This window comes from Paenibacillus sp. 4624 (assembly GCF_050435065.1).
GTDB lineage: Bacteria > Bacillota > Bacilli > Paenibacillales > Paenibacillaceae > Paenibacillus > Paenibacillus amylolyticus_D.
This window is the reverse complement of record NZ_JBNDJR010000009.1, coordinates 1-18,237: the sequence shown is the minus strand read 5'-3', so window position 1 is coordinate 18,237 and position 18,237 is coordinate 1. Positions and strand designations below refer to the sequence as shown.

The following is an 18,237-nucleotide window of genomic DNA, read 5'->3' as shown; positions in this document are numbered from 1 at the left end:
TTTTGATTCCTGCTCTTTCCCCAACGGTTTCTACTCAAAGTAATAGGTAACATCGGAGTTGCTGGCCGCAGGGATCAGATACATAAAATAGGGGCTCACCTGCAGGTGTATGTTCAAATCAGACACACCGAGACTGCGAACCGTTAGATTGAAACGGCCATTTGCATCGACTGCGACGGTTTCCGTACGAATATGTTTTTCTTCTGGTGACGGGCCATGAATCTGAAAGGAGGCCAGCGATCGGTAGCACAAGCAGCGAGCTTAATTTTATTTTTGTACTCATCATCAATCTGCAAAACTCCGCTCATCTTCAGTACACACCCAGAGGGATACGAAGTGTAACTTTATATATATCATCGTCTGTTTTATTCGTTTTGCTTAGGTGAAGTTGGATGCATGCAACAAAAAAAGAACATAGGCTATCCTTAGACGCATGATAGCCTATGCTCCTCTTTCATATCTTTCATATCTCTCATATGCAATCAGTCCAGATTCAAGTCGAAATCGGGCTGGCACATATAATCTATGGGATACAGATCATCTCGTGCTGAGATCAATGCACGGAAGTGGAGATATAGATTGTCCGCTTGCTCCACAACGCCACCTGCTCGAAAAGGGACAAGCTCAGCTACGACGAAGACATCTTCCGCATTTGTACAGCGAAAAATGACATTGCTTGGGTTAATGACTTCTTCCATATAACTGTAAGTCATCACATGAAAGGACTGCCCGCGCCAGTTCGTCTGAATGACGCGATATGACTGCGTTCGGATCAAGTCCAAGTAACGCTCTAACTGGAAGGTATGTTCAAACTGTGTGATATAACCTTTTTGATCTACATCGATCGTAAACTCTACATCATAGCTTTGATGGAACTCTTCCTGATATGTACCCTTCATCATCTTTATCGCATCAAAGTGTGATCCGAAGTTGGGATCAGTCACATAGGGAATGGAAATCAACTCAGGATCAACATGTTGAGAAATCTGACTTGTCGTGGATGGAGGCTGGTTATACTTGGTTGGTCTCAGATCAATAGAACCGATCATACTGCCGGGAAAACCGGGGCTGCAACTTATTCTCATAGTTATCTCCTCGAAATGTAGTCATTTAGTTGGACGAAGCTGACGGGAGAAAGTTGCACCTTAATTATGGAAGGGATATCAAGGTGAACATTCATCAGCTGACTTGAACCGGGAGATTCCAGAGGATATAGTGTAGAGGATATTCTAATCTATCAATGACATATACAAGAAGTATAGATTCATGAACGGGGGCTTGTGATGTTATCCACCAAAGTTATTGAACATTGCCGCGTGAAAGGCTGGTGGCATGAAGATGTACCGGCTGAATATGAAGAAGCACTGCGGAAGCTGGATGTCGATCTGAACTCGGACTTTGCACAATTTTACCTGCATGCAGAGGATGGACCGACGTTTTATAGCAGACATCAGGAGCTCTACCAGATCTGCTGGGTGATCGAGAATACCGTGTACCTGCAGGATATGCATATATCGCAACTTACACTGGGACTACCAGAGGCGTACATTCCGCTGGACAGCTTTGAAGGGGAAGGTGGATTTTTCTATAATCGTCAGACAGGCGAGGTTGTGCTGGTTGAACTGGGCGAGTCGATTGAACTATTCCTGAACGGAGAGAGCAAGCCGCAATGGGCGGATTTCAATGCCTTTCTGGAGTGGTATTTCGGTTTGGCGGAAGTGACCACACTGTAAAGGAACGAAGAGATACCGAAGTATACAACGAAGCAATATGAGAGATGACTATAATTGTTGTAAACATGAATGTTCTTCTGATGATATTCGTTTTATCCTGGGTATACAGTAAAAGGGTGCTCCCGTGGCTATGAACGCCAAGGCAGTACCCTTTTACATGTTCCAACTCGATGAACGATATTTACTTAGAGCTGGTGAATTGACCTTCCACTTTATTCTTCCCGTAAGGGAAAAACTCATCGACGAGGTCTTGAGGAGAGATCGATACAAAGACATGATCCAGATCGGTTTTTTTTGCAAAATCAATGATGTCTCCCGTATAATACCTTGGATCAATTAGGTACACTTCAGAGACTACGGTTGAGAGAAAAGAAATCATAGGTACGGCGAGTGAGTCCTTGATAAACATGACCTTGAGTCCGTTTGGGTTGTCTTTGTTGACGACATGTACGATTCCTTGATTACCATACAGATACGTAAAGTATTTGTCCGCCGTCAGGTCGTAGGTAGCACCCTTCACATTCAGAGGATATGTCGTAAGTAGCGCATCCTCAAATCGACCATTCAAGGTAGCTTCCGTCTCGCCTGTTTTAAAATAAAAAGAATAGTTGGTTTTGAATTTAGGATAAATCAGGTCAAAGTCATCATCACCGGCGAAAAACTTCCCGGTTTTGCGGCCTTGTGAGCCGATAAAGAAATCTGTATACGGGATGACATTGTAGTTGCCGATATCAGTGAAATAATGATCCGGATCAAGTGGCTTATTGTACAGCCCATCCAGATGATGAACCAACTGGCCGAAGGCCCAGAAGGCTGTTTTGATTTTCCAGTGATGATCGGTTGTGAAAAATAAATCCTTTGCCGGTATGCCGCTCTCTAATAATCCTTCGCGCAGATCCAGCGTGTCAATTCCGTTCTGCTTCAGATGATCCAGGAAGCCATCAGCCGTTTCGTTATTGAAATTATAAGGTATGCCTTCCGGGAATGTTGTATAGCCACGTACATATTTGTCTGGTGTCATGACATATGTAAACTTGGTTTTTGCCCCCAATTGCGCCCCTAGCTCGGCAACCCGATCAGAAAGCTCTGTCGTATCCGTAGGCCCCGTGGCAAAATAGGTATAGTGAAGCTTACCCTCCGTATCTTTGACCACCTCGAAGTTGTTCTCTTCGTTCTTCCACATGAGTGACTGCAAGTATCCGTAGGCTTCCACGAATCCAAACTTTTCAAAAACATGCTCATTGATGTCGGCATCCAGTTCGTTGATGATGCCTTTGGCATTGGAGAAACGGTAGTCCGCTGAAGCCAGTGTTTTTTTCATCGGACCGAAGGAATGAATAATATTCAAGATCGAGAACGTGGCGAGCACAAGAATGAAGAGGAAGGCGGTCATTCTCTTTTTAGCAAAAAAGTTATGCATATGGAATCCTTCTCTCAGAAATTAAAATAAATGAACGGATTGTATGTTCCTTTGACCAGATAGGATACACACACGAGAAACAGAGCAATAATGGTCACCGGGTAAAGCAGTTCAAGCGGTTTACCGAAACGTACACCATCCACCATCCATTTGTTCATCCGTAAGGCAAGTGGTGTGGAGAATAGAATACCCAGAATGAAGAAAAGGGCATATTCCTTCATGAACATCCATGTCGTATCACTCCAGAACCCATTGCCATACAGTCCGAACATATTGCCAAGGTAGTTGCCGGCTTGTAACAAGTCGGGTGAACGGAAAATCACCCATCCGATGACTACAACAAACATGGCATAGAAATGTCGGAGCGGAGCATACCGTGTGCTTTTATCCAAGTTGAAAACTTTCTCCAGTGCAATGAACGCGAAGTTGATTAGACCCCAGATGACAAATGTCCATTCTGCCCCGTGCCAGATGCCCGTGAGTCCCCAGACGACCAGCAAATTACGGATCATTTTATCCTTATTGCTAACGCGTGATCCTCCCAGCGGGAAGTAAACATATTCCTTGAACCAGGTGCCAAGCGAGATGTGCCAGCGGCGCCAGAATTCGGTAATGGAGCGTGAGATATACGGATACCTGAAGTTTTCTTCAAACTTGAAACCAAACATAAGCGCGAGTCCAATGGCCATATCCGAATAACCCGAGAAGTCGAAATAAATCTGCAATGTATAAGCGATTGCCCCCAGCCAAGCGAGGCTTGAAGCCATATCACCTGTTCCGCCCATGCTGAATGCATGATCGGCCACAATGGCCATGCTGTTGGATAACAACACTTTTTTACTCAAACCGACGATGAACCGACAGCAGCCGACCGCGAACTTGTCCCAGCTTTCCTTCCGATGCATCATCTGGTCTGCAATCATGTTGTAACGCAGAATGGGCCCGGCTACAAGCTGAGGGAAGAAGGAAATATAGAGAGCGACATAAAACGGATTTTTCTGCACACTGCCATGACCGCGGTACACATCAATGACGTAGGAGATCGCATGGAAGGTGAAAAAGGAAATGCCGAGCGGCAACGCAATATGCGGAATGCTGAGGCCAAAGCCTGTACTTTCATTGACAATACGCAGGGCAAACGCCAGGTATTTATAAACAAACAGCATGCCCAGATTGGCAGCCAGCATCACGGTAATAACGGTATAGGCGGCATTGCGCCGATCCCGGTACTTGTCCACGAGCAATGCGAAAACATAATTTAGTGCGATGGAGACCAGCATAACCAGCACAAAGCGGGGTTCACCCCATGCGTAGAAGAACAGGCTTGCCACAAGCAACAACATATTTTTCAGCGTCACAGAAAACCGCAATATATAATACAGCCCGAGCACAAGCGGCAAGAAATAAAATAAGAAGACTACACTGGAAAAGAGCACTGCCTTTCCTCCTTGAAGATGGAATAAAAAAGCTACATTTTAAATAGCCTCTTGGACCTGCGATGATTCATCGAACGTTGTTTCCCCGCTTGTGAGCCGTGATGAAGTTTGCGCCACAGCCAATACGGAATAACTACCATGAGTCCAATCAGAAGAAGACCGATACGAATGATCCATTCCATCCAGGGTTGTAACCATACGTTGGAAGGTTCCAGTACTTTGGGAACCTGGCCTGGCGAGGGGATAAAACGCGGTGTTCCATCCGCTTCCTTCATCTGCATCGCCGTGGAACGATCAAGCTTAACGGTATAATCGAGATTCCACTTCTGATCCACCAGCGCACGAATAGTCACCGAATCGGCTTTTGCGGCGTCCGTTCCAATGGTTAGTAGGCCACCCGTTGTGATGGTTACGCCCTGTACAGGATGAGCAAGCTGGAAATGTACTTCTGGCATTTCCGAAGCTTTCGATTCTGTCGGTTGCAGGCCAATAACGGTATACGTTTCAACCGATTCACCGGCCACCGGTTTCACGACTCGCTCATCACCTTTAATCATCACAGAAGATAATTGATTCTCTGCAGTAGCTTCTTTCCTCGGAACTAGCTTGATATTTCCAACGCGGTAATTCAGCTGTGCGTTTTCCGTTGTGGTCATCGTGATGCCCCAGCTCAGCATTTTCCCTGGTGTGACAAGGCCAACCGTAGCTGCGTGATTTCGAACCATGAGGCTGGAAAAGGGAACACGAACCTCACCCTCAAATCCGGGCTCCAGCCTTATCAACCCATCTACCGGATGAACCAGCTTCGGTTCTTTGGTTGCTTTGGGAATGAGGATGACATTGCGTTGGTCCGCCACCGTCAGTGCCGATTGATCCGTTCGTGTGATGACAACGTTTAGCGGCAACGTCTGATCGGAATCACTATGAATCGAGAATCTCAACTCGCTGTAGCCCGACCAGTCCCTATTTTGCAACTCATATACATAGGCGGAGTAATATCCTTTTTGTAGACCTTGTGTCGAGGTGTTGATCTGTAAGCTGTCGTTACGATTCAACTGGGACTGCACTTTGGGCCCATTATCCCACACCTTTATGGAACGCTCGCTCCACTGCAGCTGATCCGGCTGGGCCGAAACAGTAGCAGTGAGGTATAAGCTTGATAAACCTGTGAGGATTGCGACAAGCAGCCATTGCTGCCATTTCGTACTCATGCTTTCTTTGCCTCCATATTATAAATAGGCCATCTCGTCCAGCTCATCATTCGAAATGAAGCTTTTATTCTGTACTGGGCGTTTGGGTCGGCCTGCCTCGGTATACGCCACATTCCACTGTTTCAAAAGAGCTTCCAGTTCAGGCATTTGTCCATTTCGGGCAATGTCCTGAATATTTCTGATCCGGTACAGAATGCCATGTTTGCTTCGCATCGACTTCGCCCATACACAATCCAGGACGAGGTCTTCGGCAAGCGGCAAGCAAAGCTCATAGACCATTTCCTGCCGTGATATGTTCACAAGCAAAAATTCATAATTAAAGTCCATCAGTGTAACGGTTCCATAATCGGGTGTGTTCAGTTCATGATTCAGCGGAATGCGTGCCAGCTTGCGATTGGACATGAGGCCCACTTGTCCGCGTCTTACAAAATTCAGACGGATGTCCTCGAATGTACTGATATCTTTGTCCAGCTTCTGCGGAAGCGTAGGCTCGCGGTCATACACAATATGTAACAACTGACGCTGATCCTGCTCTGTAATCTCGTGCACTTTAAATGCATACTTCCATTTATTACCGATTGAAGTTACATGTGTTACCTTGGCCGTAAACTCGCTTGAATAATGATCCGTTACCAGACGTACAGCAAATTCGGCTTCGCTGGGGATATATCTCGGTGTATCTAGTACAATGGCGATTCCGCCTTCTGAAATATCATGCGTAACCGTGGACAGAGTTTCACCTTCAGTAGTTAGTGTACAGTCCACTGTAGCCAGAATACGCTCATAGTTGCGGAACACTTTACGTCCGCTTAGGAAAAAGATCGACATCATTATGTTGTAGAAATTAATTAACAGCCAGTATAGAACAACGAGGAATCCAATGGTGCCCTGACTAAATGTCCAGTGAATGCAGTTGACGATACCGATTACAGAGAGCACAGCCAAAATCAGATGCGGAATGATCTGTTTGAGCTGGTAGCTGCGATCGTTATGAGCACCGTCTTTGCGGGTCACCGCAAATTTATTCATCGTGATGCCCAGTGTTTCGAGAATAACCGCAGGCAGCAGTGACGGAAACAAAATTGTTTCGTATACATTCGTCCATTTCGTGGTTCGAATATTACCTGACAGCATGCGCAGACACATATTCGTTAACAGATACATCGGCAACCAGAAAACGAGAATTTCCAGAATGGTACACTTCACCACGAGCACACCGAATACAGCAAACAGAATTGGCGACATGATGTACAGCACTCGTTTTAGACCAGAATACCAATAGGTTATGGAAGAGATGTAATTCAGTCTTTGCGCAAAGGTAAGTCCGCGCTTGAACAAAATGTTCATTTTTCTGCCCGTTTGAATACATCCGCGTGCCCAGCGTTGGCGCTGCTTGATCAGGCTTTTCAGATCACCGGGAGCAAGTCCCGAAGCAAGCACTTTATTGGTGGCAAAACAGCGATATCCTTTGCTTTGCATTTCAATGCCAGTGGCAAAATCCTCAGTAATGGAGCCGGTATAGAAACCGCCCACATCTTCGAGTGCTTGTCTCGAAAGTACCGTATTCGTTCCGCCATAGATGACGGAATTGGATTTGTTTCGCCCAACCTGCACATCACGGTAGAAATAGTCCTGTTCATTCGGGATTCGAGCTTCGGAATACAGATTGTATTGAAACTGATCAGGATTATAGAAGCTTTGCGGGGTTTGTACGAAGCCGATCTTTTCTCCTGTCAGAAAATAAGGCACGCAGGACGTCAGAAAATCATGCTTCGGAATCATATCGGCATCAAACGTGGCGATTAGAGGGGAGGAAGTATGTTTCATGGCGTTGTTCAAATTTCCAGCTTTGGCGTGGATGTGCTCTGTCCGAGTCAGATAGTTAATCCCCATATGATCTGCCAGCTCTCGCATCTCGGAACGATTGGAGTCGTCGCATAGAAAGATATGTACTTTGGAGCGATCTGGATAATCCATGTTGAGACAGCCGTTAATCGTTTTGAAAAGTAAGGACGCAGGTTCATTATACGTAGCTATAAAAACATCAACATCTGGATACAATGACTCATCGACAATGGGGAGTTCGGGATATTCAAGCCGGGTCATATTATAAAAATGCACAGCGAGCTCGAACATACCTATGAGTTCAACAATCAGGAGGGCAAGACCGGCAGTCACAGCGAGCGGGCCATGGCCAAAAGGAATGGTGAAGAAGGTACGCCATATGACGTAAATACAAGACATGACTACCGTTGCGGTAACCAGCATTTTTTTGCGTGTGCTTAAACGATTCAAGGTGCATACCTCTCTCTATGATTGGTGAAAGAATCAACGTTCATCAAGTCTAACCGTATGTCCATCTTACCATAGCGTTCTGAACGAATTCTGAACAAAAATTAGCAACACTTTTATTCTAAGCCCATAATGTGGAAAAGTTGCGTCGGCTGAATATTTACACAAAAAAAGACGAGCCTGTTGGCTCGCCTTTTTCGATTGATCTTTTGCAGGCACCGTTATCTCAGTAGGGCATTCCTAGGCTGCCCAAGATTCATTCTAATCGGATATGTTGCGGGTGTAATATTCAATGATATCTTTACGACGAATGATTCCGAGAAAGACACGATCTATATCCACCACAGGTACAAAGTTTTGGTCTGCCGCAAGAGTCAGCATATCTTCCATCTCGGCTTCGATGTACACGCATTCATTATAAACGCGATGGCTAATCTCATTGACCTGCACTTGATCCATGTTATCAAATGTCAAGCCGGGCGTGTTGCGCATTTTCCATAACAGATCACCTTCGGACAGAGTAGCAACATATTTTCCATCCGGATCAATTACGGGAATGGCGGTGTAGTGGTGCGATTCCAACTGCTCAATAGCATCTTTCATGGAAGCGGTAGACTTGATATAGGCCACTTCGGCTTTTGGGAGTAAAAAATAGCTGATTTCCATCATCGGGCTCCTTTTCAGCCTTTTGCATCGCAAAAAAGCTTTAGTATGTAATTCACTATTCTTATTTAAACATATTATGTGAGCTTAAGGCTATTTTTAATGACAAATTCATCAGATTTGTTACATTGTTTAATCGGCGCAGGAAATTTATAGTATAGAGTAGAGGTGATATGGCATGAAATCGAAACGTAAATTATTATATGGACTTTTGCCGATTCTATTTGCAGGCGGTATTGGAATGTATCTTTATATGCAGCATAGCAAACCGGAGGAACCAAAACCGCAGACAACGGTAAACCAGTACATAGAGCATCTACAAAAGAAAGAGTTTGGCCAACTGTATTCGTTGATGTCACCTGCTTCGTTGACTGAGGCGGGCATGACCAAGGAACAATTTGTTGAGAAATATAATGCTATTTATTCAGGGATGCAGGTCTCTGTTATTAAGGCCGAACTGCGGCCGGCGCAACCGTCAGAGGCCGGGGCTGAGACAAACCTTGGCAATCAAACAACGCAAACTGAAAATAAAAACGATACGCAGACTGGATCAACCACCACAGAAAATGAAAAGGGTAAGGATAAGACACAGCAAGATGCAGACAGCTCTGACTTATACCAGACCGATTATGATTTGTATCTGACCACGTTTTTAGGCGAAGTCAACGAGACACATACACTTAGTTTGGTTCGACAGGAGCTGGAGGACGGGAGCAAAGTTTGGCAGATTAACTGGAAGCCGTCCCTGATCCTCAGTGACATGGTAAAAGGTAGCAAAGTTCGGGTGAAGACGTTGTTCCCGAATCGAGGGGATATTGTAGATCGTGACGGGTTGCCGCTTGCAACCCAAGGCACCATGAATGAGTGGGGCATCGTACCCGAGAAGCTCGGAGAGAATCCGGATCAGATGATCACACGCATCGCGGATCATTACAAGGTGTCCGTGGAAGCCATTCAGAAGGCACTTGGTCAGACATGGGTGAAACCGGAATTTTTTGTGCCAATGGGCTCAACAGAGGAATTTGATGTCCCTTCTTCTCTTAGCGGAGTTGCGCTGCAAAGTAAGGAAATTCGTTATTATCCGCTTGGTGAGGCAGCGGCACATCTGATCGGATATGTGCGCAAGGCCACCAAGGAAGACTTGGACAAAGATACCGAAGGGTATTACCGTGCGGAAGATTGGATCGGCAAAGCTGGACTTGAACAGTCTATGGAGAAGCAGCTACGCGGAGAGCGTGGCGGTTTAATTGAAATTACGGATGAAGCGGGTAACACGCGTTCTGAATTGCTCCGCAAAGATGCGATCGACGGTAAGGATGTACAACTAACGATCAGTTCTGCACAACAGAAAAAGCTGTATCAAACGCTGGCGGGTGGCGGCGATGCAGGAGCGATGGTCATGATGGACCCGAAGGACGGAAACATGCTTGCTCTGGTGAGTGCACCTTCCTACAATCCGAATAAAATGGTCACAGGTCTGACCCAGGCGGAGTGGGATGCCTATTCGGCGAACGAAAAGCTTCCTTTTATCAACCGGGTAACAACAAGATACGCTCCCGGTTCCACCTTCAAAGCGGTTACTGCGGCGGCAGGATTGATGGAGAAGGTGACGACACCAGATAAAACCCACGAGATTTCTGGTTTGCAATGGCGGAAGAACGATAGCTGGGGCGGGTATTACGTCAAACGGGTCAAAAGCCTGAGCCCTGTGAATATGGTGGATGCCCTAGTATACTCCGACAATATTTATTTTGCGATGGAAGCGACGGAGATGGGGAGCGCCAAGTTTATCGAGGGTATTCAAAAGTTCGGGTTTGGTGACAATTTCGGGCTGGATGAACTCTATTTGAAACCTAGTCAGTATGCGAATGAGGCGCACAGGGATTTGTCTTCCGAGGTACTGCTAGCAGATACTTCGTATGGTCAAGGTGAGATGTTAATGTCGCCAATTCATCTGGCCGCTGCGTTTACGCCGTTTGTGAATGAAGGCAAGATGGTGAAACCCGTATTAATTGTTGGAAAAGAGACCCCTGATCCTGAGCTGATCATCACACCGGATGTAGCCAATGCCGTTACTGACGCACTGAAACAGGTGGTGTCTCGACAAGCTGGAACGGCACATGCCCTAAGCTCGATTGCTGGAAATCTTGCAGGCAAGACAGGAACGGCCGAACTGAAAGCGAAGAAGGGTGAGCAAGGTCAGGAGAACGGATTTTTCGTTACCTTTGATACCGAATCACCGTCGTTCCTGGTGGCTGCCGTAATCGAAGAGGTGAATGGTCGCGGTGGCAGCCATTATGTGGTGGATCGCTTGAAGCCATTCTTGGAGAAGCTTCAGCTTGAGCCGTGACCGTAACCTAGTCATGCTTCTCGTATCAAAATATGGAAAAGGACTACCAATCTAGACGATGAAGTCTGGAAACGATAAGACATAACCAAAAAACGCGTTCTTAGCGTGAACCATACAGTTCGCCAAGACGCGTTTTTCATTTTACTTTATATACTAAAATTCATGTTGGAATTCAGATCATTTTCTGGCTGTAATCATGAACCGTGCCGAGTTGGTGCGAATCCCCTTCTCGTCCCGGTGAACTTGAACAAACGGTTCGAAAACGTCCAGGTCGGACGCGAGTTCTCCAAATTGAGTAACGATAGGCGTGTGTGTCAGCAGAAACAATAGATCCTCCGGGGTAGTGTAGTGCTCGGTTACATTATATTCGCGGACTTCGATTTGCTGGAAACCTGCATGTTTCAGCTCTTGTTTGTACTTTTCCAGCAGTGTTCCAGGCTCTATGCCGAGATGTTGTCCACGTCCAAATGCCTGCTTTATATTTAATTTATCGTGCTCGCTGACCTGCTGGGTCAGGAATACGCCATCCTCTGCAAGAACGTTGTACACTTCTGACGCGAAGAATGCGGAATGTCTGCAGGATACGATATTGAAAAATGATTTAGGAAACTGTAAGTTGTCCGCATCCATCTGCATGAATCGCACATTGGAGCAGTTTGTAGTTCGCTTTAAATTTCGCTGAGCTGTCTCGATCATTCCATGAGCCAAATCGATGCCGACAAGCAGATGAGCATGTTCAGCAATGGACAGCACGGCTTCGCCTCCACCTGTGCCGATGTCTAGCAGCAGGTCGGACGGTTGTGTGCAACGAGTTACCTCATCATAGAAGTCCCAGTCTGTGGGTTCAGAAATCACCTTCATTGTGCTGAAATCCCATCCATTTTGTTGACCGACACGTTCATAAAATGTGTTGTAATCCCACTGTTTTCTCATATTCAAATCTTCCTCCAATATATGATGGTATGATCAGGAATTGTTGTCATGGGCAATCGTTCTTCTACACATCGAACAGGCTCAAAAGGACAGACCTACCCCTTGGTAGCTGGTACGCGTTTTGATCCAGCCCGACGTTTAATTACTTCGAACGATTGGGAACAACATCCCTTTCACCTCACATGTTGGAATAGCCCCATTATACCGAATTGACAGCGCATACGCGAGGTGATATTTTGGGGTGGAATCTATTCTAGGAATCCGAGGTGATCAATGGTGGCTGTTCGTGCTAATCAGATTTTTGTTAACTTGCCAGTCCAGGATTTGAAGAGATCGGTTGATTTCTTTACGAAAGTGGGATTCGAATTCAATGCCCAGTTTACGGACGATAAGGCTACCTGTATGATTGTCGGAGAAAATATATTTGCCATGCTTCTGGTGGAGGAACGTTTCCAATCCTTTATCACGAAAAAAATCGCGAATGCGGCTGAGACAACAGAAGTGATCGTCGCTTTGTCTGTTGGTTCCCGTGAAGAAGTGGATGCGATTGTACAGGCTGCCCTTGATGCTGGAGCGAAGCCATATAACGAACCTCAAGATCACGGATTTATGTATGGACGGAGCTTTCAAGACTTGGACAACCATCTATGGGAAGTATCTTATATTAATTTGAGCGCGTTTCCTTCGAACCAGACCGAATAGATCGGCATGAATGATGTCGGCTAACTATCCTCGAATGGATAAATGAATGAAACTAAATATATCCGCATCAGACGGACCTGCTGAATATACATGAAGGCCTTCCTTGAAAACAGGAGGGTCTTTTTTTAAAAAGATACAATACAAAATAAGCAATCAGCATAAATCCTTACTACATCTCTTATTTTTTCATCAGGAATATATGGTGCATTTTACCTTTTTGCTATATGATAAATGTCGATTCACCCCGAGATTAGGCAACACATATTCTGGAGTGATATCAAGTAACAGAACGACAACAGAACAAAACAGCAGATGACATATCTGAATCTACATACGTTCAGGCTGGAGGGATCAAGGTGTACTGTCATATATGCGGGACAAAAAATAGCTCTGGGGAAAAGCGCTGTCAGAAGTGTGGAACCCCATTGAAACAAGTCAGCTCCACAGAGGAGCAAATCTGGTCGGAGCCAGCAGGACTCGAACCACGTAATGCACCTGCAAACGGAACGGTGAACAAGCGCAAGAGCAGTCCATTTCTATGGGTCATCCCACTGCTGCTTGCAGCAATTATGGGCGCGTTGTTGACGTATTATTATAATCAGGAGAATCTGATTAACGCTCATGTGAAGACACTGCATCTTGAGGCGGAGAAGGCTGCACTGGGCGGGGAATATTCAGAAGCCCTGGAGTTGCTGGACAAAGCCCTCGCTCAAAGACCGAATGTAGGAGCGCTCGTTAAAGATCGTCAAATTACAGAGCAAGCCAGCAATGTACTAAAACAAATGGACGAAGCCGCGAATTTGCTCAAAACAGGCAAGCTGTCGGAAGCGGACAAAATGATTCAAACCGCGGCTAAAACATTAAACGAACGCCAAGAGCCGGTATTTGATAAGGTAAGGTCAGCTTTGAACAATCGAAAGGTGACCCTGGCTGTTTTGAAAGTGAAAAAGGAAATTGATCAGTTAACAACTGTCGAGGCACTCGCTGAAAAACTCAAAACACTATCCAAGCTGAACGGTAAGGAAGCCGAAGCTGTGAAACAACAGATTACGGATAAGCTGGCAGGGATCAGTTACAAGCAGGCGGAGCAGCAAGTGAAGAAGCGTGATTTTACAGCGGCACTGCAAACCGTGGACAACGGATTATCTTATGCGCCTGAAGATCAGAAACTGACCAAATACCGGGATGAAGTATTGCGTGAGAAGAAAGCTTTTGAGCAGGCGGAGGAAGAACGTATTCGATTAGCAGAGCAGCAGGCAGCGGAAGAAGAACTTCGAAATCGTACAGGAGCGGTATATGTAACGGATTTATCTGCTGAGCTGGATGAGTATGGGGACTTATATATCAGTGGATCAGTGTTTAATCAGGGAACACGCCCCATTTCATCCGTGGCGCTTATCGTTAGCATCAATGCCTCGAATGGTGATTATATCGGCGAGACAGATGTTTATGTGTATCCGGATATATTGGATGTAGGAGAAGAGGGATATTTTGAAACCTCCTATTATGGGGTATATGAAGCAGCGAATGTGACGGTTACGAATGCATCATGGTATGTGGAGTAGGAGGACGGCAGAATGAGCAAACGTGTGTGGGGAACGATCATTTCCAGTGCAATAATCATTGGCGCTGGCGCTGGAGGGGTATTCTGGATTCATCAGCATACAGCAGATGAGATGGCGCTAGCTCCCAAACTGGCTGTGGCTTTCTCGAAACAGGCGGATCAACCGAAAGCAAAGACAACATCCAACACCACGGAAAAGAAAACGCGTAAACAGATTATTGAAGATAGTCAGAGAAAAGTAGTTACGATTGAAAGCAGCGATGGTCTGGGCTCCGGCTTCTTATATAATAACAAGGGCGATGTCATCACCAATGCGCATGTCGTCGAGGGTTCCAAAGAGGTGACGATTCGCACCTTGGATCATCAGGAATATCAGGGTACGGTAATTGGTTTTGGCGAAGAGACGGATGTGGCTGTTGTCAGAGTCCCTGATCTTGTAAAAATGGAACCTCTGCCTATCGCGTCAGCTAAAGCGGAGGTTGGTGATGAGATTCTGGCACTCGGCAGTCCGCTCGGTTTTGAGAATACGGTGACCACTGGCATTATTAGCGGACTTGACCGCAGTTTTGAAATTCCACCCTATATTTATACCAACTTGTATCAGATATCTGCTCCGATTACTTACGGTAACAGCGGCGGTCCGCTGATTAACGCCGAAACGGGAGAAGTCCTGGGGATTAATTCGACGGTGGTTAAACAGGAGGGTGGACTAGGGTTCAGCATTCCCATCACCAGTGTCTTGAAGCAGGTGGAACAATGGTCAGAGCGTTCACCTGATACCAAAGGGGCGCAAACGGTACGTGACTCATCTTCGCAGACGTCGTCCGCTGCTTTATCTGAAGCGGAAGCCTTGGTTGCTGATTTTTACAACTACCTGAACATGAGTGATTATGTATCTGCCTATGCGCTACTTGGAAGTGAATGGCAGAGCGGCACAAGTTACGCCAAGTTCCGTGAAGGTTATACGTATACGAGCTATGTTAGTGTGGAGAAAATCTCGTCTGCGAGTACGAGTAAGGAAGAGATGGAAGTGAGCGGTGTGATTGCTGCTGAAGAGCGCAAGGATGGGGAATACGTAACGACTCAATATAACGTGACATATCAGGTCGGATACGAGAATGGCCAATTAAAGATATTACATGGACAAGGTAAAAAGAAGAAATAAATGGATTCGGGAATGAATTGGTCCACAGTTGGTCCATTCCATTGAATCAAAGTATTAAAATTGGCCTAATTAAGCATGGATAACTTATCAAACAATAAACGAAACGGAGAGCTTGCGACATGGCAGGTTCTCCTTTTTATATTGCAGATTAGATCTATATTTGATAGAATACAGAACGAATGTTCAGTATATAAGAATGGAGTGAAGGTTGTGAGTTTGAATAAAAAGCAGCTCCAGTCCGAGCAAACCAAGAAAAAACTTGCAGATGCATCCAAAGCCCTTTTTGTACAAAAAGGATATAAAGCAACGTCTATTGAGGACATCGTCGCGGCGACGGGAAGCAGCAAGGGGAATATATATTACCATTTTAAAAGCAAGGAAGGGCTTTTCCTCTATCTCATTGATGAATGGGATCGGGAGTGGGAAGCTAGCTGGAAGTCCAAAGTGCACCTGTACCGCACTTCCACCGAGAAGATCTATGGCCTGGCGGAACAACTCATTCTGGATGATATCAACCATCCTTTAACGAAAGCGGCTGATGAGTTCTTCACCGGAGAGAAAAAAGAGAATGATATTGAAGAACGAATCGCTGTATTGTTTGAGCGGCACATCCAATTCAATAAACAGCTGATTCAAGAAGGAATAGACAGCGGGGAGTTCAATGATCAGAATGTAGAGCATCTCGCGTTGATTTTGGAAAGTACCATTATTGGGCTCAGTCAAATGTCACGGAAGCTGGAACCCGATGAGGCTCTTGCATTGTATCGTCAGGCCGCCAGTGTATTTCTGCACGGGATTGCCAAGGATAAACAGCATAATTAGACAACGATGGAGGATGGAATCATGGCTTTACTTACACGTAACAGGGGCGCATTGCTGCTGTTGATGTTTAATATTTTTCTCGTATTTATGGGAATAGGTCTGGTTGTGCCGATTATGCCTGCTTATATGAACTTGCTTCATATAACGGGCTTCACGATGGGACTTCTGTTTGCGGCTTTTTCATTCACACAGTTTTTGTTCTCTCCAGCTGCAGGCAGGTGGTCAGACCAGTGGGGACGTAAAAAGATTATCATATTCGGGATGCTGATCTTCGCGGTATCTGAATTTATGTTTGGTGCGGTGAATGCACCCTATCTGCTCTTCGCAGCCCGGATGCTGGGTGGTATTGGTGCGGCGATGATCTTTCCTGCGGTTATGGCCTACACGGCTGATATCACAACGGAGGAAGAACGCGGTAAAGGCATGGGGCTTATTAATGCAGCGATTACAACAGGTTTTATCATCGGGCCAGGGATCGGCGGTTTTATTGCCGAGTTTGGCATACGGGTTCCCTTTTATGCGGCAGGGGTTGCGGGTTTGCTGGCTGCAATCATTACACTGATTATCTTGCCTGAATCCGAGCGGAGCGCGAGTGAGCAGACTACACCTGAAACTAGCGGGGCGAAAGTAAAAGCACCAGGTATGGTATCCCAACTTATCAACTCTTACCGGGAACCTTACTTTTTCAGTCTAATCATCGTATTTGTCATGGCTTTTGGTTTGGCTAACTATGAGACGGTATTCTCCCTGTTTGTGGATCGCAAGTTTGGTTTCACGACCAAAGATATCGCGTTTATCATTACATTCGGTTCCATTGCTGGAGCAGTCGTGCAAGTATCACTGATTGGCTGGCTGCTGAACACATTTGGGGAAAAGAAGGTTATCACGGTATGTTTGCTGTTTGTCTCCGTATTTGTATTACTAACCTTGTTCGTTCACACGTACTGGTTGATTCTGGTTGTAACATTTATCGTTTTCTTGGGAATGGACATTTTACGTCCTGCAATCAGTACGCAGATGTCCAAGTTGGCTGAGGAACAACAAGGGTTTGTGGCTGGACTGAATTCTGCGTATACAAGTCTGGGCAACATTGCTGGACCCATCGTGGCTGGAGCGTTGTTTGATGTGAATATTAACTATCCGTATGTATCGGCTGCGGCCGTTCTTGGCATCTGTTTCTTATTGTCCTTACGTGTGCTAAGAAGTGTTAAATCGGTACAAGAGCCAAAGGTTCAAGTGTAATTCTTCTAAATAAAGAGCGTGAACACTTCAAGTTTGTTATAATAAGAAATGCTGAAAGTGAACCACATGGGCTGATTTACTTTGGAACGTTACCGAGGAAGATCATTTTTAGACATAGACGGGATTAATGGAGTGATTACATGAGCAAAGCAAAAGGTAAGGGCGGCACGGGCCGCGGAACGGGCAAAAAAGGCTGGAATCGCTGGCAGGCCAGTGCCAACCGGGCGAAGAGTGCTCCAAAGCCTTATAAAAGCAAGGGAACCAAGAATAAAGAAAGCGCCGAGTCTGCTGCCGATAAGTCTTAGTAAACGGACATGTGAAGAGGCAGAGTCGTATCAGGTGCATCGTTTGTCAGAGAAACAGCAGTTTTTGGATATGGTAATCATATCTGAAGAACTGTTGTTTTTTTATGCAGGCATAGGGGAACGGACATTTATGGGATCAGACATTTAAGAAGGTTCTTATAGAGATATATAAATATTAAGGTGCACTGCTTCGTTTAGTTCTTAAGGTAAGCGGCCGATATCTAAGACCAATGTGACTTTAAAAACAAGGTGCATTTATATGGAGTACATCCACCATCAAAAAAATCCGTAATATGGAATTATAAATTTAATAAATAATGCTTTACAAGTGGTAGTGATACATGGTATATTCTAATTCCGGCCAAGAAAACACGGTTTACACGGTGCGGCAAGCAATTG

At 45.6% G+C, this 18,237-nt stretch carries 16 protein-coding genes; 8 read left to right on the top strand and 8 right to left on the bottom strand.

The genetic code is table 11. The features are described 5' to 3' along the window. Positions 1 to 30: 30 nt before the first annotated feature. Positions 31 to 252 carry a hypothetical protein gene (locus tag ABIE27_RS20220; protein ID WP_151458080.1) on the bottom strand — a complete coding sequence of 74 codons (222 nt, stop codon included), beginning with the start codon at positions 250 to 252 and terminating at the stop codon, positions 31 to 33. A 230-nt stretch (positions 253 to 482) separates the two neighbouring features. Then, positions 483 to 1,085: a hypothetical protein gene (locus tag ABIE27_RS20215; protein WP_123064945.1), complete on the bottom strand. Its 603-nt coding sequence runs from the start codon at positions 1,083 to 1,085 to the stop codon at positions 483 to 485. A 198-nt stretch (positions 1,086 to 1,283) separates the two neighbouring features. Here ABIE27_RS20215 and ABIE27_RS20210 point away from each other — a divergent pair, with 198 nt between their 5' ends. Next, positions 1,284 to 1,733 carry a hypothetical protein gene (locus ABIE27_RS20210; protein WP_123064946.1) on the top strand — a complete coding sequence of 150 codons (450 nt, stop codon included), beginning with the start codon at positions 1,284 to 1,286 and terminating at the stop codon, positions 1,731 to 1,733. 181 nt (positions 1,734 to 1,914) lie between these two features. On the opposite strand, the gene ABIE27_RS20205 is transcribed toward ABIE27_RS20210, so the two are convergent. From ABIE27_RS20205 to ABIE27_RS20185, 5 genes are all read right to left on the bottom strand, one after another. Next, the gene (locus tag ABIE27_RS20205; protein ID WP_123064947.1) at positions 1,915 to 3,153 is read right to left on the bottom strand and encodes an alginate O-acetyltransferase AlgX-related protein; all 1,239 of its coding nucleotides are present in this window, start codon (positions 3,151 to 3,153) and stop codon (positions 1,915 to 1,917) included. A 14-nt stretch (positions 3,154 to 3,167) separates the two neighbouring features. Then, positions 3,168 to 4,589, bottom strand: coding sequence for an MBOAT family O-acyltransferase (locus ABIE27_RS20200; protein ID WP_123064948.1), 1,422 nt, complete (start codon positions 4,587 to 4,589; stop codon positions 3,168 to 3,170). Between the two features lie 32 nt (positions 4,590 to 4,621). Next, positions 4,622 to 5,800, bottom strand: coding sequence for a hypothetical protein (locus ABIE27_RS20195; RefSeq protein ID WP_429351341.1), 1,179 nt, complete (start codon positions 5,798 to 5,800; stop codon positions 4,622 to 4,624). An 18-nt stretch (positions 5,801 to 5,818) separates the two neighbouring features. After that, complete coding sequence (locus ABIE27_RS20190) at positions 5,819 to 8,095, bottom strand: glycosyltransferase (RefSeq protein WP_429351340.1); 2,277 nt, start codon at positions 8,093 to 8,095, stop codon at positions 5,819 to 5,821. Positions 8,096 to 8,353: 258 nt separating this feature from the next. Then, positions 8,354 to 8,758, bottom strand: coding sequence for a CBS domain-containing protein (locus ABIE27_RS20185; protein ID WP_429351339.1), 405 nt, complete (start codon positions 8,756 to 8,758; stop codon positions 8,354 to 8,356). A 175-nt stretch (positions 8,759 to 8,933) separates the two neighbouring features. Between ABIE27_RS20185 and ABIE27_RS20180 the strand changes: the two genes are divergently transcribed. Then, positions 8,934 to 11,105, top strand: coding sequence for a penicillin-binding transpeptidase domain-containing protein (locus ABIE27_RS20180; protein WP_429351338.1), 2,172 nt, complete (start codon positions 8,934 to 8,936; stop codon positions 11,103 to 11,105). A gap of 177 nt (positions 11,106 to 11,282) precedes the next feature. Here ABIE27_RS20180 and ABIE27_RS20175 read toward each other — a convergent pair whose 3' ends face one another. Continuing rightward, positions 11,283 to 12,038 carry a class I SAM-dependent methyltransferase gene (locus tag ABIE27_RS20175; protein WP_123064955.1) on the bottom strand — a complete coding sequence of 252 codons (756 nt, stop codon included), beginning with the start codon at positions 12,036 to 12,038 and terminating at the stop codon, positions 11,283 to 11,285. A 276-nt stretch (positions 12,039 to 12,314) separates the two neighbouring features. Between ABIE27_RS20175 and ABIE27_RS20170 the strand changes: the two genes are divergently transcribed. The 6 genes from ABIE27_RS20170 to ABIE27_RS20145 all read left to right on the top strand — a co-directional run bounded on the left by ABIE27_RS20170 (position 12,315) and on the right by ABIE27_RS20145 (position 17,838). After that, a complete protein-coding gene (locus ABIE27_RS20170; RefSeq protein WP_123064975.1) occupies positions 12,315 to 12,740 on the top strand; it encodes a VOC family protein in 426 nt (141 codons plus the stop codon). A 425-nt stretch (positions 12,741 to 13,165) separates the two neighbouring features. Further along, positions 13,166 to 14,305 (top strand): hypothetical protein, encoded by a 1,140-nt coding sequence (locus ABIE27_RS20165; protein WP_123064956.1) that lies wholly within the window; start codon positions 13,166 to 13,168, stop codon positions 14,303 to 14,305. 12 nt (positions 14,306 to 14,317) lie between these two features. Beyond that, the gene (locus ABIE27_RS20160; protein WP_429351337.1) at positions 14,318 to 15,469 is read left to right on the top strand and encodes a S1C family serine protease; all 1,152 of its coding nucleotides are present in this window, start codon (positions 14,318 to 14,320) and stop codon (positions 15,467 to 15,469) included. 216 nt (positions 15,470 to 15,685) lie between these two features. Next, positions 15,686 to 16,291: a TetR/AcrR family transcriptional regulator gene (locus tag ABIE27_RS20155; protein ID WP_123064976.1), complete on the top strand. Its 606-nt coding sequence runs from the start codon at positions 15,686 to 15,688 to the stop codon at positions 16,289 to 16,291. A gap of 21 nt (positions 16,292 to 16,312) precedes the next feature. Beyond that, positions 16,313 to 17,533: an MFS transporter gene (locus ABIE27_RS20150; RefSeq protein ID WP_429351336.1), complete on the top strand. Its 1,221-nt coding sequence runs from the start codon at positions 16,313 to 16,315 to the stop codon at positions 17,531 to 17,533. Positions 17,534 to 17,673: 140 nt separating this feature from the next. Next, positions 17,674 to 17,838, top strand: coding sequence for a DUF3934 family protein (locus ABIE27_RS20145; protein ID WP_123064959.1), 165 nt, complete (start codon positions 17,674 to 17,676; stop codon positions 17,836 to 17,838). Positions 17,839 to 18,237: the final 399 nt, after the last annotated feature.

Excerpts from the sequence above, each read along its gene's own strand:
- ABIE27_RS20215 (WP_123064945.1), bottom strand. The coding sequence starts at position 1,085 with ATGAGAATAAGTTGCAGCCCCGGTTTTCCCGGCAGTATGATCGGTTCT.
- ABIE27_RS20210 (WP_123064946.1), top strand. The coding sequence starts at position 1,284 with ATGTTATCCACCAAAGTTATTGAACATTGCCGCGTGAAAGGCTGGTGG.
- ABIE27_RS20205 (WP_123064947.1), bottom strand. The coding sequence starts at position 3,153 with ATGCATAACTTTTTTGCTAAAAAGAGAATGACCGCCTTCCTCTTCATT.
- ABIE27_RS20195 (WP_429351341.1), bottom strand. The coding sequence starts at position 5,800 with ATGAGTACGAAATGGCAGCAATGGCTGCTTGTCGCAATCCTCACAGGT.
- ABIE27_RS20185 (WP_429351339.1), bottom strand. The coding sequence starts at position 8,758 with ATGGAAATCAGCTATTTTTTACTCCCAAAAGCCGAAGTGGCCTATATC.
- ABIE27_RS20180 (WP_429351338.1), top strand. The coding sequence starts at position 8,934 with ATGAAATCGAAACGTAAATTATTATATGGACTTTTGCCGATTCTATTT.
- ABIE27_RS20175 (WP_123064955.1), bottom strand. The coding sequence starts at position 12,038 with ATGAGAAAACAGTGGGATTACAACACATTTTATGAACGTGTCGGTCAA.
- ABIE27_RS20160 (WP_429351337.1), top strand. The coding sequence starts at position 14,318 with ATGAGCAAACGTGTGTGGGGAACGATCATTTCCAGTGCAATAATCATT.
- ABIE27_RS20150 (WP_429351336.1), top strand. The coding sequence starts at position 16,313 with ATGGCTTTACTTACACGTAACAGGGGCGCATTGCTGCTGTTGATGTTT.
- ABIE27_RS20145 (WP_123064959.1), top strand. The coding sequence starts at position 17,674 with ATGAGCAAAGCAAAAGGTAAGGGCGGCACGGGCCGCGGAACGGGCAAA.